This is a genomic window from Streptococcus ovis DSM 16829 (assembly GCF_000380125.1).
GTDB lineage: Bacteria > Bacillota > Bacilli > Lactobacillales > Streptococcaceae > Streptococcus > Streptococcus ovis.
Genome location: NZ_KB904564.1, coordinates 58,595 through 73,815, shown reverse-complemented (window position 1 = coordinate 73,815; position 15,221 = coordinate 58,595). Strand labels below are relative to the sequence as shown.

At 39.7% G+C, this 15,221-nt stretch carries 15 protein-coding genes and 1 pseudogene; 1 reads left to right on the top strand and 15 read right to left on the bottom strand.

The features are described 5' to 3' along the window. Positions 1-170: 170 nt before the first annotated feature. From A3I9_RS0103320 to A3I9_RS0103310, 3 genes are read right to left on the bottom strand one after another with little or no spacing between them, the layout of a single operon-like run. Complete coding sequence (locus tag A3I9_RS0103320; RefSeq protein WP_018377026.1) at positions 171-998, bottom strand: metal ABC transporter permease; 828 nt, start codon at positions 996-998, stop codon at positions 171-173. After that, complete coding sequence (locus A3I9_RS0103315) at positions 986-1,720, bottom strand: metal ABC transporter ATP-binding protein (RefSeq protein WP_018377025.1); 735 nt, start codon at positions 1,718-1,720, stop codon at positions 986-988. The genes A3I9_RS0103320 and A3I9_RS0103315 overlap by 13 nt, the downstream gene beginning before the upstream one ends. 55 nt (positions 1,721-1,775) lie before the next feature. Further along, a complete protein-coding gene (locus A3I9_RS0103310; RefSeq protein ID WP_018377024.1) occupies positions 1,776-2,702 on the bottom strand; it encodes a metal ABC transporter substrate-binding protein in 927 nt (308 codons plus the stop codon). 126 nt (positions 2,703-2,828) lie between these two features. Between A3I9_RS0103310 and A3I9_RS0103305 the strand changes: the two genes are divergently transcribed. Next, the gene (locus A3I9_RS0103305) at positions 2,829-3,476 is read left to right on the top strand and encodes a metal-dependent transcriptional regulator (RefSeq protein WP_018377023.1); all 648 of its coding nucleotides are present in this window, start codon (positions 2,829-2,831) and stop codon (positions 3,474-3,476) included. Between the two features lie 159 nt (positions 3,477-3,635). On the opposite strand, the pseudogene A3I9_RS13135 reads toward A3I9_RS0103305, so the two are convergent. From A3I9_RS13135 to A3I9_RS0103250, 12 genes and pseudogenes are all read right to left on the bottom strand, one after another. Next, positions 3,636-3,758, bottom strand: a pseudogene (locus tag A3I9_RS13135) (DUF896 domain-containing protein); the annotation flags it as partial. Between the two features lie 13 nt (positions 3,759-3,771). Further along, positions 3,772-4,527 (bottom strand): HAD family hydrolase, encoded by a 756-nt coding sequence (locus A3I9_RS0103300; RefSeq protein ID WP_083903918.1) that lies wholly within the window; start codon positions 4,525-4,527, stop codon positions 3,772-3,774. A gap of 4 nt (positions 4,528-4,531) precedes the next feature. Further along, positions 4,532-5,806, bottom strand: coding sequence for a class II D-tagatose-bisphosphate aldolase non-catalytic subunit (locus A3I9_RS0103295; RefSeq protein WP_018377661.1), 1,275 nt, complete (start codon positions 5,804-5,806; stop codon positions 4,532-4,534). Between the two features lie 18 nt (positions 5,807-5,824). Further along, entirely contained in the window at positions 5,825-6,874 is a 1,050-nt protein-coding gene (locus A3I9_RS0103290) for a PTS fructose transporter subunit IIC (RefSeq protein ID WP_018377660.1), read from the bottom strand. A gap of 25 nt (positions 6,875-6,899) precedes the next feature. Then, the gene (locus A3I9_RS0103285; RefSeq protein ID WP_018377659.1) at positions 6,900-7,214 is read right to left on the bottom strand and encodes a PTS fructose transporter subunit IIB; all 315 of its coding nucleotides are present in this window, start codon (positions 7,212-7,214) and stop codon (positions 6,900-6,902) included. A gap of 11 nt (positions 7,215-7,225) precedes the next feature. Beyond that, positions 7,226-7,696: a PTS sugar transporter subunit IIA gene (locus tag A3I9_RS0103280; protein ID WP_018377658.1), complete on the bottom strand. Its 471-nt coding sequence runs from the start codon at positions 7,694-7,696 to the stop codon at positions 7,226-7,228. Next, positions 7,689-9,611: a BglG family transcription antiterminator gene (locus A3I9_RS0103275; RefSeq protein ID WP_018377657.1), complete on the bottom strand. Its 1,923-nt coding sequence runs from the start codon at positions 9,609-9,611 to the stop codon at positions 7,689-7,691. Before A3I9_RS0103275 ends, A3I9_RS0103280 begins: the two co-directional genes overlap by 8 nt. A 164-nt stretch (positions 9,612-9,775) precedes the next feature. Continuing rightward, positions 9,776-10,033 carry a DUF896 family protein gene (locus A3I9_RS0103270; RefSeq protein WP_018377656.1) on the bottom strand — a complete coding sequence of 86 codons (258 nt, stop codon included), beginning with the start codon at positions 10,031-10,033 and terminating at the stop codon, positions 9,776-9,778. Positions 10,034-10,042: 9 nt separating this feature from the next. Continuing rightward, entirely contained in the window at positions 10,043-12,079 is a 2,037-nt protein-coding gene (glyS, locus tag A3I9_RS0103265; protein WP_018377655.1) for a glycine--tRNA ligase subunit beta, read from the bottom strand. A gap of 211 nt (positions 12,080-12,290) precedes the next feature. After that, entirely contained in the window at positions 12,291-13,211 is a 921-nt protein-coding gene (gene glyQ / locus A3I9_RS0103260) for a glycine--tRNA ligase subunit alpha (RefSeq protein WP_018377654.1), read from the bottom strand. 316 nt (positions 13,212-13,527) lie between these two features. Beyond that, on the bottom strand, positions 13,528-14,325 hold the full coding sequence (locus tag A3I9_RS0103255; protein ID WP_018377653.1) for a hypothetical protein: 798 nt from the start codon (positions 14,323-14,325) through the stop codon (positions 13,528-13,530). Between the two features lie 28 nt (positions 14,326-14,353). Continuing rightward, positions 14,354-15,190 (bottom strand): aldo/keto reductase, encoded by an 837-nt coding sequence (locus A3I9_RS0103250; RefSeq protein ID WP_026217308.1) that lies wholly within the window; start codon positions 15,188-15,190, stop codon positions 14,354-14,356. Positions 15,191-15,221 lie beyond the last annotated feature (31 nt).

Genomic DNA, 15,221 nt, shown 5'->3' with positions numbered 1-15,221 from the left:
TCGGTTACCGCAGTAAATATACAAAAGTTTTAGAAATCCAACTCACTCCTGATTATATATTTAATGAGGATGAATGGGTGGTAGCTGTGACAGATAACAATACTGTCGATCACTTTGAAGAGTATACCGATAAAATGTCATAACAAAAAGGCTTCGTGCAGCGAAGTCTTTTATTTTATTTTCTTAAAAAATGACTGTTTTGGTGAGCAAACAAACGCGATAGCAAACAGGATAGTCCCCGTAAGCACAATGCTAGATCCTGTTGCAATGTTGAATGTGTAGCCAATAAATAAGCCTAGAGCAGAGGTAAAGGCTCCCAAAAACGCAGCCATCCACACCATTGATTTTAGACTATGAGCATAGAGATAAGCTGTTGCAGCGGGAGTAATCAACAAAGCAACAATTAAAATGGTCCCCACACTTTGCATCGCTGTCACAGCTACCAAAGTCAGTAGAGTCATTAACAGATAATGGTAAAATTGGACTTTCATTCCCATTGTTTTTGCCAAAGTAGGATCAAAAGAAGTCAAAAGTAATTCTTTAAAAAAGAAAGTAATCACTGCTACCACCAAGCCTGACACCAGCAGCGTCAGCCACTTATCACTATCCTGTACTGCTAAAATATTCCCAAACAAAATATGAAAAAGGTCTGTTGAACTATTGGCTATACCAATTAAAATCACTCCCAAGGCTAAGAATGATGAAAAGGTAATCCCGATAGCTGTATCTCCTTTTATGACACTGTTTTCTTTAATAAAGGTGATGATGATGGAAGCTAACAACCCAAAAAGTATGGCTCCAACAAAAAAACTAACTCCAAAAATATAAGAGAGTGCTACGCCAGGCAATACCGCATGTGAAATTGCATCTCCCATCAAAGACATTGAACGTAGAATGATAAAACATCCCAATACTCCTGCCACAATTCCAATGATGACTGCTGTAATCAAGGCATTTTGGAGGAAATGATATTGAGTTAACCCCTCTATAAATCGCATGCTGCTCCACTCCTATCTAAAAAAATCAATTCTCCATAGGCTGCCCGAAGGTAATCCGGTGTAAATACCTCTTGAACTGGACCATACGCAACCAATTTAGTATTGAGTAAAATCAGCTGATCAAAATACTCTTCTACCTTACTCAAATCATGGTGAACAATGACGATTGTCTTGCCATTCTTACTCAAATCCTTTAAGAGATGAACCATCATCTGTTCACTAACAGAGTCAATCCCAACAAAAGGTTCGTCCAAAAATAAATAATCCAAATCCTGTACCAAACATCTAGCTAGGAGCATTCTTTGAAATTGACCTCCTGATAAATCGGTAATCGGGCGTTCTTGCAAATCTAGGAGACCTACTGTATCTAGAACTTTCTCGACTTCTTGCCATTCCTTTCTTCCTAAACGGCGAAATAGTCCTACTTTAGGGTAGAGTCCTAAAGAGACACACTCCTTGACTGTCATCGGAAAGTGAATATCAATTTGGCTACGCTGTTCTACATAGGCAATTCGCCCATGTAAATCCTCATCACCATCGCATTGAGCAATTTGCCCTTTAGAATCAATCAACCCTAAAATAGCCTTCATAAGAGTCGATTTACCAGCTCCATTTGGTCCGATGATTCCTACAATTTTTCCTTCCTCTATGGTCAAGGATATATCGTGTAACGCAGGGCGTTCTTGTGAATACGCTACTGTCACATGATCCAGTCTAATCATCTCATTTTCCTCCTAAACAAAGCGGAACAAGGAAACTCCTTGCTCTACTTTAACATTATTTTGCTAAGCCTTCTGCAATTTTTTCTAAATTCCATTTCATCATTGCGTAATAGCTATCTCCTTCTTCACCTTTTTCTGAAATAGAATCAGTGAAAATCTGTGCGTAAATCGGAATACCAGTCTCGCGTGAAATTGTCTTCATTGGGCGATCATCCACACTTGATTCAACAAAAAGAGCTGATGGAGTTGGGCCTGCCTTCAATTTTTTCACCAAAGAAGTCGTTTGTTCAGGTGTTCCTTCTTCTTCTGTATTAATTTCCCAGATATAAGCAGAAGGTACACCATAAGCTTTAGAGAAGTACTTGAAGCAACCTTCACTTGTCACAATCACTTTTTTATTTTCAGGGATTGCTTCAAATGCTGTTTTCGCTTTTTCATTTAAAGTGGTTAATTTTTTTACATAGGCAGCAACATTCTTTTCGTAGGTCGCTTTGTTATCAGGATCTTTTTCACTCAAATGTTTGGCAATGTTTTGTGCATAAATAATCCCGTTTTCAAGATTTAACCAGGCATGTGGATCTTCCTTACCTTTTTCACTCTCTCCCTCAAGGTAGATCAGATCAATACCATCACTAACGGCAAAGTAATCCTTATTTTCCTTCTTATCAGCATTTTTGACCAACTTTGTAAACCAAGCATGAGCTCCATTTTCCAAATTGATGCCATTATAAAAGATAAGATCGGCAGTGGTTGTTTTCTCTACATCTTCAGGAAGCGGCTCATACTCATGAGGATCTTGTCCAATTGGTACAATACTGTGCAAATTAATTTTGTCACCTGCGATATTTTTTGTCATATCAGCAAGAATCGAATTGGTTACAACCACATCCAATTTGCTATCATCTTTTGCTTGTGAACTGCCACAAGCCGCAAGTGATAAACTAAGAAATAACATGGTTAATAGGGTGTAGATTTTTTTCATCTCTTCTCCTTTTAATTTTATTTTATTAGGTTTCCATAATTTTAAGATTAGTATATCCTTTTCAAGTCTTCCTGTCAAGCTATTTCTGTATTTTTTTGATATAATGAGAACGAAAAAGGAGCACATATGACACCAAATAAAGAAGACTATCTCAAAATTATATACGAAATCGGAGAAATGGAGGGAAAAATCAGCAATAAAAAAATTGCAGAAAAGATGAAAGTTTCTGCCCCTTCTGTCTCTGAAATGACAAAGAAATTACTCCAAGAAAAGCTTGTTGAAAAAAATGGCACACGAGGCTATCGACTAACTGAAGCTGGACTCCTACTAGTGTCCGATCTCTATCGTAAGCATCGCCTTATTGAACTTTTCCTGTTGCAACAACTTTGCTACACCATTGACGAAGTTCACACAGAAGCAGAAATTCTAGAACATACCGTTTCTAATTTCTTTATTGATCGCTTAGAAGAAAATCTTGGTTTTCCTACTTTTTGTCCACATGGCGGAACTATTCCCAAGAAAGGTGAAATCTTAGCTGAAAAACATCATGAAACGCTTTTTCAGGCAACTTCTTTAGGAAAGTTCACCATTCGTCGAGTTCATGATGAATTTGAACTCCTCAAATATCTTGAAGGTCACCAGTTAACAATTGGCACTGAAATTGAATTAACAGATATTGATTCGTTTGCGCAAACCCATACCATTGAATATGCCAATCATCAGTTAGCGATACCCGATGCTATTGCGAAGCAGATTTATATAGAACATAACTAGTGGTCTAGGGACCATACTCTGAACACTAAAACAAAAAACGAACAAAGATGCTCTTATACATAGAAAGAGCATCTTTGTTCGTTTATATATACAATTTATTAGAAAGGAAGATTGAATAGTATAGATTTTCTAAACTAAACATCTGTTTAGCCCAACCTCTTACGACTTCGGATCATCCAAACTACGGCCGTGCAGGCCTTTTTCACGCTGCACTTGGCGTAGTTTTTCTGGAGTGATGTCATTGCCTGCCTCGTCTACAATCTTAATTCCTTCGATGTGGTGACTGAAAACGGTTTTAATCTGTTAAATGTTGTAAGTAATCAAACAGCTCTTTTTCAGTTTTTATCTCATCGTAACCAACCTGTTCTGTACAAATAGTCGCTACTCGTTTTCGCCTATTAAACCATACAGCCTTCCAACGTGCATGATAAGAACCTTTGACATCATTTTCGTAGGAATCTCCAATGTAATAAAGACTATGCCCTTTAGGAATACTTCGCCTTGCTGCATCAAAAATTTCTACTTGAGGCTTTGCATAACCACATTCTGAAGAGATGAAAATAGAGTCTTTGTCTACCCAATTCAATAGCTGCAATGCCTTTATCTTATCCCATTGGTGTTTTGAGGGACCATTTGTAATAATACCAATCTTCATCTGATTCTTTTGACAAAAATCCAAACAGGAACGAATTTCTAAAGACAATTGTATTTTCTTCTGGAAATTTGCATATGCCTCTTGAAATGCTAGTGCCTCATCATCGCTTATCATAAATCCGAATCGCCTAATTGCTTCTTGGATACGATAAATGTACATCCTCTCCATAGATAAATCCCCACTTTCTGTTTTCGCAAAAACGGAGTCACTCAACTGACGGCTCTCCATATACACTTTCTCTATGTCTACAATCATTGTAGGAAATTGTTGTTTAAAAGCTCGCTCAAAGGGAGACACTTGATTATACAAAGTATCGTCTATATCAAAAAATACTGCAATCTTCATTTTTTCACCATCAAAAACAGAGTAGCATACTTTTTCGCTACTCTGCGTCATTTGTTTAGCCTATAACTTTTTTGATGCGACTTGTCACACCTTTTAGATTATAACATTCTGCGTAATCACGAATTGGGCGTTTGATATGGTCAATGACATAGCGTTGACCATCAATATCATTCGCAGACAAATTAGCATAGAGTTTTTCAATCTCAGATTTCACTTCATCGTCATTAAAGGTATAGTGGCCTGCAATATCCAAAATTTCTTCTTGAAGAGTTTGGTCACCAGCTAAGATTTGCTCAACGGTCAAGTCTTTTTGCTCACCTACCATCCATTTTCTCCAGCGTTCGCTCTTAATGGCATGGACAAGAAGAACTTCACGTGTGTTAGAGGCTTCCGTAATGAGACCATTCTCCAGCAATCTTTCTTCCACTTTTGCGAGATTCAAATAAGCCCGTGTTTCTTCTGTTCCATATTGAGGGGCAACATTTGTCGCTGTGATATGAGATGGAATGTGTTCCAATAGAGTCACATCATCTAGATAGTCTCCATTGTGCTCTTTCAATCCAACGCCATATTTTTTAGCCATTTGAGACAAATCAAGTGCATTCTTAAAATTGAAATGTCCGACTTGCTCTGTTTTACGAGTAAGTGTCCCTGTTTGACCTACGATGAAGGTTGGCATTGGCAACCCACGTTTGCCAAGTTCTTCTTGCAAACGAAGGATAAAGGTTTCGTAAGTTTCTGTTGATGTCAAACCACCATTTGTTTCTTCTGTTCCAACTTCGTAGCCAATTTCTGGGAGATTACGAGCTTTACGTTCATTTTCACAGAACTCAATCAATTCTACTGTACGTTCCAACACAGTATCCAATGGAATTACCTTTCCAACTTCAAACGGGTCTTTAGTTGGATCAATCATCAATAAGTCAAAACCGGCTTCAATATCTGCTACGTATGATTTTTTACCCAATTCCATCGCAAGTTCTGTTGGAAGATGATCGTTTCGTTCTTTATCACGTTGCCATGGGCCTCCATGGTCTCGGCAAAGGTAGCAAAAATTATCATATCCAATTTTATCTGCTACTTCTTGAACAGCTTCCGCAAAGGTAAATTGATTCCAGCCATTGACGTAACCGCCACCTAACTCATCCGCATCAACTTGATTACGGCTAGCGATAAACATGACTGGGTAATCGTCTTCTTTTGATAATTCAAGGGTTGCTTGTACACAGTTTTTTGACATAGGACCAATCCCTAAAATCGTTGCACTTTCACCTGTTTCTTGTAATTTTAAGAGACCTTCAACTGTTTTTTTTATGGATAATTTTGTCATGATATTTCCTTCTTTCGTTTATTTTTCAAGTTCATCTAAATTTGGTTTTGTAAAGTGAAGCATTGCAACAGAAACCAATGTACCTACTAGCATTGCTATTGTATACCATAATTTTCCATTAACCACTGGGAGAATAATCAATCCACCGTGTGGAACCAAGGCCTCTACGTTATTAATCATACCAAGGGCACCACCAACAGCACTCCCCACAATAATGGCTGGCAGGACACGTTTCATATCTTTTACAGCAAATGGAATGGCTCCTTCTGTAATCCCGATGAGTCCCATAAAGAGGGCAGACATCCCCAAATCACGATCTTCTTGAGTATATTTTTTACGGTCAATCAAAGTAGAGATTGCCATCGCAAGCGGTGGAATCGCAACCGCAATACGGTGAGCGCCATTTGGTGCGTAGATACCTTCAGCCATGAGAGCAAGTGTAAAGGCCGTCGCTGTTTTATTAATCGGACCACCCATATCAACTGCTGTCATTGCACCAATAATCAATCCAAGGACAATAGCACTACCGCCTTGCAACTCACCGAGTGTCTTCACTAACCAGTCCATTGCGGCACCAATTGGAGCAGAGATGACATAGATATAAACCATTCCTAACAAAAACGTTGTGATAACTGGGACGATGAGGATTGGCATAATGGTCCGAATGGTATTATTTACTTTCCAAGTTTTACACCATTTTACGAAGTAACCAGCAGCTACACCAAGGAGCATAGCCCCCAAGAAACCTGTTTTTACTTGACTTTCACCGATTGGATTATTGGCGACATAACCCAAAATCATACCAGGAGCAATCCCTGGTTTTCCAGCGATTGAGTAAGCGATATAACCAGACAAGATTGGAATCATCATCGCAAAACCTGCAGTTCCTAAATCAAGTAAGTTCTGCATAAATTGACTAGTGACTTGCATCCCATTGTCTCCAGCTTTACCTGTTGACAAAGCGAGTGCAATGAAGACACCACCAACTACAACTGTCGGCAACATGTAGGACACACCGGTATTGAATGCTTTTTGTAAATCCTTCCAAACTTTATTTTCTTTTTTCATGCTCTTTTCCTTTCAAAAGATTTCATTATAATTTTTCAGCTGCATCAATGGCTTCAGCTGGATGTTTAATGACTTCACTTGGATCAATATGAAGAACTTTCCCGTTGTCATCCTTTTCTTCAAAACGTTCTTCACCATCGATACCGATAGCCACCGCCAGAATGACCACATCCGCTTCATCTACTTCAAATTGCTCCAGTTCATTTTCGATTCCCATGCTACCTTGGGTTTCGACTTTGACCTCATAGCCGCGTTTCCGGCACTCTTTTTCAATAGCTTCTTGAGCCATATATGTATGCGCTACACCTGTTGGGCAAGCTGTCACAGCAACGATTTTCATAAGATTCCTCCTTATACCTCTATGAAAGTTAATTGTTTATAGACTGATGTAAGTTCTGTTTGTTGGAGTAATTTTTCTCTAAATTCTTCATCCAACAATTTTTTGCTAAGCTGTGAGATAAATTTCAAGTGTAATTTACCAGATTCTGACTCTGGAACACCGATTAAAAAGACCAATCTCACTGGTTCACTTTGGGCATTTCCCCATGTAATCTCATTCTTTAACCGCATAAAGGCGATAAAAGGACGCTTGACAACATCTGTTTTCCCATGGGGAATCGCAATCAAATAACCAATGGCTGTCGAAACCTCCTTTTCCCTTTCCTTGACTGCTTCTAAAAATGTTACTTGATCACTGATGTAATCTATTTCTTGTGCCTGTGTTGCAATGTATTCCAAAACCTGATCTTGATTTTGTAAATCCATATCCAAAAAGATTAATTTCTCTGAAATAACCTCTGCTGATGATTGATAATCACCCATTCTGACTCCCTCCATATAATTCTTCTAATAATTGTTGACCTTGTTTGGCTTGTCGAATGAATTTAAGTAGTTGCGGGTTATCAATGATATTATAAATATCTGATAAAATCCCCCTCGTGCGCAACGCATCATTTTTATGGATGCAAACGACGAACATAATATCGACAAAGTATTCATTCCATTTTATTTTCTTTTGATTTCTCAAAAGAAATATTTGAGATTTCAAGATGTTTTGTGGATTTCCATGTGGAATAGCCACTCCCATTGGTAAATCCGTTGACCCTAATTTTTCCCGATGAAATAAATCATCAATAAATTCCGAACGAACAATTTCTTTCTCTACCAATTCTTGTCCAAATTCTTTGAAAAACTGTTCTTTATCCTTGAAATTTGTATCTAGAAAAATGCTTTCCTCAGACAAAAATTCGTATAGATGATGAAATTGCGCCACCGCTTGCCCATATGTGACCATACTTGGACTATACCCAGCTGCTTTAATATTCTCAATATCCTTTTCTGTCAAAAATGGAGACACACGAATCACCGTTGGTTCAGGAATATCTAAATGCACCGTCGAAATAATAAAATCGTACTGGTTCAAGTCTAGATAATCTAACTCAGCGATGGACGATAACTCTAAGGTATCAAGTGAGGGCAAGGTTTGCTTGATGCGGTTCAGCAATAACTCTGATGTTGCAATCCCCATTTGACACACCACCAAAATTCGTTTGTTAATCTTTGCCCTTTCAATGGCAGATTGAAAATATATTGTCAGAAAAGCAATCTCATTTTCGTTAAAGACAACTTGATATTCTTTCTCATTCTCCACAATCAACATGGACAGAAGATTGAAAATCAGTGTAAATTCTCTTTTAATCTGATCTGTAAACGGATTTTCGACAGAAACATTGGACTGCAAACGATACATCATTGCCGGAATGTGTTCAGCTAATTGCTCCTTCAGTTTTTTATCTGCTGAAAAATCAACTTTCAAACTAAGAGACATACTCTCTATGAGTTGATGTAAAAATGTTTCGAACTGGAGATTACTACTTAACTTCTCAAAACGGTTTAATACCAACTGTTTGGAAAAGAAGATTTTATCTCCCTGTGTAAATTGAACCCCCAAACGCAAGGTCACCTTGTCCAAAATCCTTGACGCACTTTCTTCAAAAAACTTTTCAGAAATTTCTTCAGATAGTTCATGGTGATAGCCTTTTGAACTTCTATACACTAAAATAATCAAACTATTTAAGACATTTTGCACATAATGATCTGAAATCACATTGATATTTTCTCGAAGATAAGAATAAAAGATGTGCTGACATGTCTTGATAATCTCTCCACCATAATATTGGGTAAGGGAATCCATATTTTGGGGGAGCATCTCTTGTGAATGGATTTCAGAATGTTCCATTACAAAGCGATTGAATCGGAGCATTGCTGTCTGACAAGCAGCTTCACTAGCTTGTAAATGCGTTCCTTGACGCTCTCCGGCCAAGTGTAACGTATTATCCTTATCTAGAATGGACAAAACGTATTCAAAATCATTAGCGATAGAGGTTTTACTCACAAGAAATGTATCAGACAAAGATTGATAGGTTAACGCTCTTGTTTCAAAAAGCAAGCACCTCATAATCTCCAAGCGTCGCTCCAGAATATCATTAACTTGTATAACCTTTTCTTCTTGAATGTCTTGATATGCACTTACAGGCTGACGCTTAATCGCAACTCCGACACCTCTTCTCTTTTCAAGGTATTTTCCATGCTGAAGTAAATATTCTGAAATAATTCGTAATTCTGAATAAATAGTTCTTTTAGATAGTCCACAATTATCTGAAATTGTCTGGACTGTAACAAAATCACGTGCTTCTTCTAATATTTTCACAATATCCTTCTGGCGTTTATTTAACACGTTTTCCCCCTTTCCAATCACCTTGTTCACGCTTACATTATATCTATAAAAAAGAATCCTGAAAATAACAACTTGTTGCAACAACTTTTACAGTATTCTGTACAGTTGTTGCAAGAAACGTTATCTCAAGATTCTATAAAGATACTGACGACATCATAGTCTATCTACGACTTCGGATCATCCAAACTACGGCCGTGCAGGCCTTTTTCACGCTGCACTTGGCGTAGTTTTTCTGGAGTGATGTCATTGCCTGCCTCGTCTACAATCTTAATTCCTTCGATGTGGTGACGAACAGCACGACGATAACCCTCAATATACTCTTGTCGCAATTTGGCCTGCTCGACCTTTTCTGGACCAGTTAGACCGACTGATTTTTTCTTGCGTGCCAGTTCATTGATACGGTCAATTTTTGCTTGTTCCATGCTGCCCCCCTACTTCGTTGCTAACTTGTTAAAAGCTGCAATCGTATTCGCTTTGGTGACAAGGTTAGCCAAGAGTGCCAGACGGTTATTTTTCACTGCTTCGTCCTCAGCCATGACCATGGTATTGTCAAAGAAGTCGTTGATAACAGGGCTGAGGGCAAAGAGTTGAGCGAGTTTATCGCTAGCTGTACCAGATAAAGCCAACCCTGCAACAGCTGTCGCCAAGGCTTTTTCTTGCACATTTTCAAAGAGATTTTCTGAAACAGCCACACTTGCATCCGCTTTTTCTGCCAAGTTAAAGACACGAGAGAGGGACTCAACTGCTGGTTTATAGCCATCCGTTTGACTAGCTGCCACAAGTGCTTCTGCTGCTGCCAACATCTCTGGGACCACAAAGGTTGAACCAGCAAGGACAGCTTGTTTGATATCTTTTGGTGTTTTGCCCATCATCTTATCTACGCGCGCACGGATAAAGCTGAGCACCTCATCCTTATTACCATAAGTTAAACTATCAAATGACAAAGCATAGAGGCTGTCAATCAATTCATCCATTGGAATAGTCCAACCAAAGGCATCCAAGATACGGACAATCCCTTGTGTTGCACGACGAAGAGCATAAGGGTCATTTGACCCGCTTGGAATGAGGCCTACTGAGAAGAAGGACAAGAGGGTATCTAGCTTATCAGCCAAGGCAAGCACCGCACCAACTTTTGTCTCAGGAAGCTCACCCTCTGCTGAGTTTGGCAAGTAGTGTTCACGAATCGCTGCGGCAACAGCCTTGTCCTCACCCGCAAGAAGGGCGTATTTCTCACCCATAATCCCTTGAAGTTCGTCAAACTCACCAACCATACCAGTCAAAAGGTCAAATTTATAGATCTGACTCGCACGGTCAACCGCTGCTGTTTCTTCTGCTGAAAGACCAGCCTGTTTTGCAAGTGATGCTGCAATGACTTGGGCACGACTCATGTGTTCAGAAAGCGAACCAATTTTTTCGTGGAAAGTGACATTGGCTAGTTTTGCTACAAGATCAGCAATCTTCAATTTTTGGTCTTCACGCCAGAAGAATTCTCCATCTTCTAGACGTGCCACAAGTACTTTTTCATTTCCTTTGATGACATTTTCAATGTGGTCGGCATTTCCATTACGGACAGAGATAAAGTTTGGCATGAGTTTGCCTGCCTGATCACGGACCACAAAATAACGCTGATGATTTTTCATAGAGGTCACCAAGACTTCTTCTGGCACATCCAGATATTTCTCATCAAAACTACCCATGAAAGCGGTTGGATACTCGACAAGATTCAATACTTCGTTCAATAAATCTTCGTCAATTTCAACCTGAACCTTTTGCGCAGCTTCAATGGCTTTGATTTGCTCAACAATCATGCTTTCACGTTCTTTCGCGTCTGCGATGACAAAGACCTGACGCAAATCATCTTCATAGGAATCAGCAGTTGCGATTTCTGTCTCTTGACCGAGGAATCGATGACCACGGCTGACGCGTCCAGAATGAATATCCAAGAAGTCTAAATCAAGCGCCTCATCGTCCAAAAGAACGGTCAAGGTGTGGACAGGACGGATGTATTCAAAACTATTGTTAGCCCAATGCATACTGACTGGAAAAGTCAAGCTCGCAAGTACCTCTGGAACGCCCGCAAGCACTTCCTTAGCAGGTTTCCCGACTTCATTTTTGGTCACATAGACATACTCTTCACCCTTAATCTCTTCAAAGCGGATGTCTGCTGTTGTCAAGCCTTTGCCACGGACAAAACCTTCTGCTGCCTTGGTAAAGTTCCCATTGCTATCTATGGCGATTTTCTTAGCAGGGCCTTTGAAATCCTCCGTCAAATCTGTCTGCGCATCTGCCAAACCAAGCACACGAACAGCCAAACGACGTGGCGTTGAAAAGGTTTCAATCGCATCAAAGTTTAAACGATTTTCCTTTAAGAAATTTACCATTTTTTCACCAAGTTGTTTTTCACTTGGGGTTACAACGTAGGCTGGAAGTTCTTCCAAGCCGAGTTCAATTAAAAGATTTTTAACCATAATACCCTTTCTTTTTAACACTAGCCTTATGTGATGGGGACGCCAGCAACCTCCTACGGAGTTCCATGGCTAAGTTGAGAGCCTCAGTCTCTCAACCTTCCTCCAATTGTCACCATAGCTAGTGACGATTTTTTCATCACTGAGGCTAGTATTCAGCTTTGAGCGACCTACGGCCGCGCTATTTCTTCGCTTTTTAAACGTCTAATTTGAACTACTCTGCGTCTTCTGCTAATAACTTAACCCGTGTTTCTTCATCCAAAAGTGGGTAGCCGAGTTTCTTCCGTTCTGCGACAAAGGTTTTAGCAACAACACGGGCAAGGTTACGAATCCGTGCAATATAGCCAGCACGTTCCGTCACAGAAACGGCACCACGTGCATCAAGCAGATTGAAGGTGTGCGAACATTTAAGCACGTAGTCATAGGCTGGGTGAACCAAGCCTTCTTCTAGGGCACGCGCCGCTTCTTTTTCAAATTTCTCAAAGTTTTCAAGAAGCATGTCTTGGTTTGAAATCTCAAAGCTGTATTTTGAGTGCTCAAATTCTGGTTGTAAGAAGATTTCACCATACTTAACCCCTGGAGCCCACTCGATGTCATAAACCGAATCCACTTCCTGAATGTATGACGCCAAACGTTCTAGACCATAAGTTACCTCAGCAGTTACAGGGCTTGTTGCCAAACCACCGACTTGTTGGAAATAAGTGAACTGAGTGATTTCCATCCCATCAAGCCATACTTCCCAACCAAGACCAGCTGAACCCGTTGATGGGTTTTCCCAGTTATCCTCAACGAAGCGAATATCATGTTCAAGTGGATTGATTCCCAATTTTTCCAAAGACTCAAGGTAAAGCTCTTGGATGTTTGATGGTGATGGTTTCATGACCACTTGGAATTGGTGGTGTTGGTACAGACGGTTTGGGTTTTCCCCATAACGCCCATCTGCTGGACGTCGACTTGGTTCTACATAAGCTGCATTCCAAGGCTCAGGACCAATGGCACGAAGGAAGGTATATGGCGACATGGTTCCAGCACCTTTTTCGTTATCGTAAGCCTGCATCAACATACAGCCTTGGTCATTCCAGTATTGTTGTAAAGTCAAGATAATTTCTTGGAAGGTAAGTTTTTTAGTTGACATGAATTACTCCTTTTTATTTTTGTAAAATGGCTGGCGCTAGCAATGAAAAAGAACCACGCTCCCCACTCCCATGCCAGTTGACATAGGGGCGTCAAAACGCGGTTCCACCCTAATTTATTACTTCATTGATTGTTCGAAAAATCCAAAAGCGCCAATTATTTCTTCTTTCTACTCGGCTTCCACTGTCCCGAACTCGCTTGAGAAATCTGTGAAATAACATTCTTTCTTAGGAAGTATTATAGCAGAAAATGAAGAAGTTGTCTAATAAAATTCAAAAATAACACGTTAACCGAAAGATTTAAGAACAGTTTGATTACTACGATTTCTTTAACCCGTGCGCCTTCTTCACAAGCCCCAACTTTGGAATACGAGCTGAAAATTCTACATTGAACACCAATTTCATCAGCCACAAGAAAAAGAAAACAACCAGCAGTGGGATGATACAGGTGGTGATAATCAAGACAGCTACCGCATCAATCATATTACTTAATAGATTTTCCAATTTTTTAATATTTTTCTCAACAAAATTCCCGATATCTTCAAAAATAGATTGTGAGGAATTGATTTTTTTCGACTGTTTTTCTGCTTGCTTAATCGTTTGCTCAATAGAATCTTGATGAGTCGCTTCAATATGATTCGACACAGCAACACTGGTTGGGATAACGAGAGTAAAAACCACTCCAAAGAGGGCTAATTTTTTCGCAAAAATGGTTAAACGATCTTTTTTCAAGAAAACATTGCTAGCTAGAAGAAGACAGACAGTTGGGACAACGAGCTTAAAGGTCACAAATCCTGTAATGCCCACTAGGTACTTTTGTAACCAAATCGCTCCGAAGACAATCAAAAAATAATCCGATAAATCTGCTAGATTTTCTGCGATAGGCATGGCGACATCCCCTGGAATCGCTGTGAGGGCCACCGAAGCTGTGGCAGAGGCAGCCGTCAGGGAAACGACTGTTGCTTTTTTGTCGTCTAAGGATGTGGTTAATCCACTCACAATTTGCTTCAGCCAATCTGATTCTGCTAGTACAAAATAGGATATCAAGGCAACGACAAGCAATAGTAGTAACCCTAGCCATTTCTTCTTATCTTCATTGATATACGCATCTAACATCTATTTTTCTCCTTGTCAATACCCTGTCTTAAAAATTGATATTGTCAGGGTCGTATGCTCCTGTAACACCTTCAATGGCTGTAATAGCTGCGATATCTTCTGCTGATAATTCAATCTCTTGAAAATCCAAATTTTCAATAATACGGTTTTCCGTCACAGATTTTGGCAATGGTAAAAACCCATTTGCCCAAGACCATGCCAGAGCAATTTGTGCCACTGTCTTTCCATATTTCTCAGCCAAGTCTACCATCGTTGGATGGCTAAACAACTCCCCACGTCCCAATGGACTCCATGCCTCTAAAATGATATTTTTTTCACGACAGTAGTGAACTATTTCTTCCTGATATACTCCTGGTGCAAGGCGAAGTTGATTCACAGCCGGAACAATCTTAGCTGTTTTGAGCAATTCTTCCAGATGGTGAACAAGGAAATTGCTGACACCAATGGTCTTGATAAGACCTTCTGCTACCATTTCTTCCATTGCTCGCCAAGTAGCTGCATTAGCTGTCTGCCAACGATCACGAAGATTAACAGGGTTTGGCCAGTGAATAAGGTACAAATCAATATAATCCAGTTGTAATTTTGCTAGAGAATCGGCTAAAGCGGCTTTCGCCTCCTCATATCCATGTGCATCATTCCAGAGTTTAGTTGTAATAAAGAGTTCCTTGCGTGGAATACCGGAATCTCGAATAGCACGACCGATACTCTCTTCGTTTCCATAATACGCTGCAGTATCAATATGGCGGTAACCAGCCTTGAGGGCTGCTAGTACTGCATTGTACAACTCATCCCCATCCGAGTCAAATGTTCCAAAACCAATCGCTGGGATGGCTAAACCATTGTTCATTGTATAAGTTTTCATCATTAGCTCCTACAATTATTGCTATTTCATAGTA

Coding starts and splice junctions, on each gene's coding strand:
- A3I9_RS0103320 (WP_018377026.1), bottom strand. CDS start 998: ATGCGATTTATAGAGGGGTTAACTCAATATCATTTCCTCCAAAATGCC.
- A3I9_RS0103315 (WP_018377025.1), bottom strand. CDS start 1,720: ATGATTAGACTGGATCATGTGACAGTAGCGTATTCACAAGAACGCCCT.
- A3I9_RS0103310 (WP_018377024.1), bottom strand. CDS start 2,702: ATGAAAAAAATCTACACCCTATTAACCATGTTATTTCTTAGTTTATCA.
- A3I9_RS0103305 (WP_018377023.1), top strand. CDS start 2,829: ATGACACCAAATAAAGAAGACTATCTCAAAATTATATACGAAATCGGA.
- A3I9_RS0103300 (WP_083903918.1), bottom strand. CDS start 4,527: ATGACGCAGAGTAGCGAAAAAGTATGCTACTCTGTTTTTGATGGTGAA.
- A3I9_RS0103295 (WP_018377661.1), bottom strand. CDS start 5,806: ATGACAAAATTATCCATAAAAAAAACAGTTGAAGGTCTCTTAAAATTA.
- A3I9_RS0103290 (WP_018377660.1), bottom strand. CDS start 6,874: ATGAAAAAAGAAAATAAAGTTTGGAAGGATTTACAAAAAGCATTCAAT.
- A3I9_RS0103285 (WP_018377659.1), bottom strand. CDS start 7,214: ATGAAAATCGTTGCTGTGACAGCTTGCCCAACAGGTGTAGCGCATACA.
- A3I9_RS0103280 (WP_018377658.1), bottom strand. CDS start 7,696: ATGGGTGATTATCAATCATCAGCAGAGGTTATTTCAGAGAAATTAATC.
- A3I9_RS0103270 (WP_018377656.1), bottom strand. CDS start 10,033: ATGGAACAAGCAAAAATTGACCGTATCAATGAACTGGCACGCAAGAAA.
- glyS (WP_018377655.1), bottom strand. CDS start 12,079: ATGGTTAAAAATCTTTTAATTGAACTCGGCTTGGAAGAACTTCCAGCC.
- glyQ (WP_018377654.1), bottom strand. CDS start 13,211: ATGTCAACTAAAAAACTTACCTTCCAAGAAATTATCTTGACTTTACAA.
- A3I9_RS0103255 (WP_018377653.1), bottom strand. CDS start 14,325: ATGTTAGATGCGTATATCAATGAAGATAAGAAGAAATGGCTAGGGTTA.
- A3I9_RS0103250 (WP_026217308.1), bottom strand. CDS start 15,190: ATGATGAAAACTTATACAATGAACAATGGTTTAGCCATCCCAGCGATT.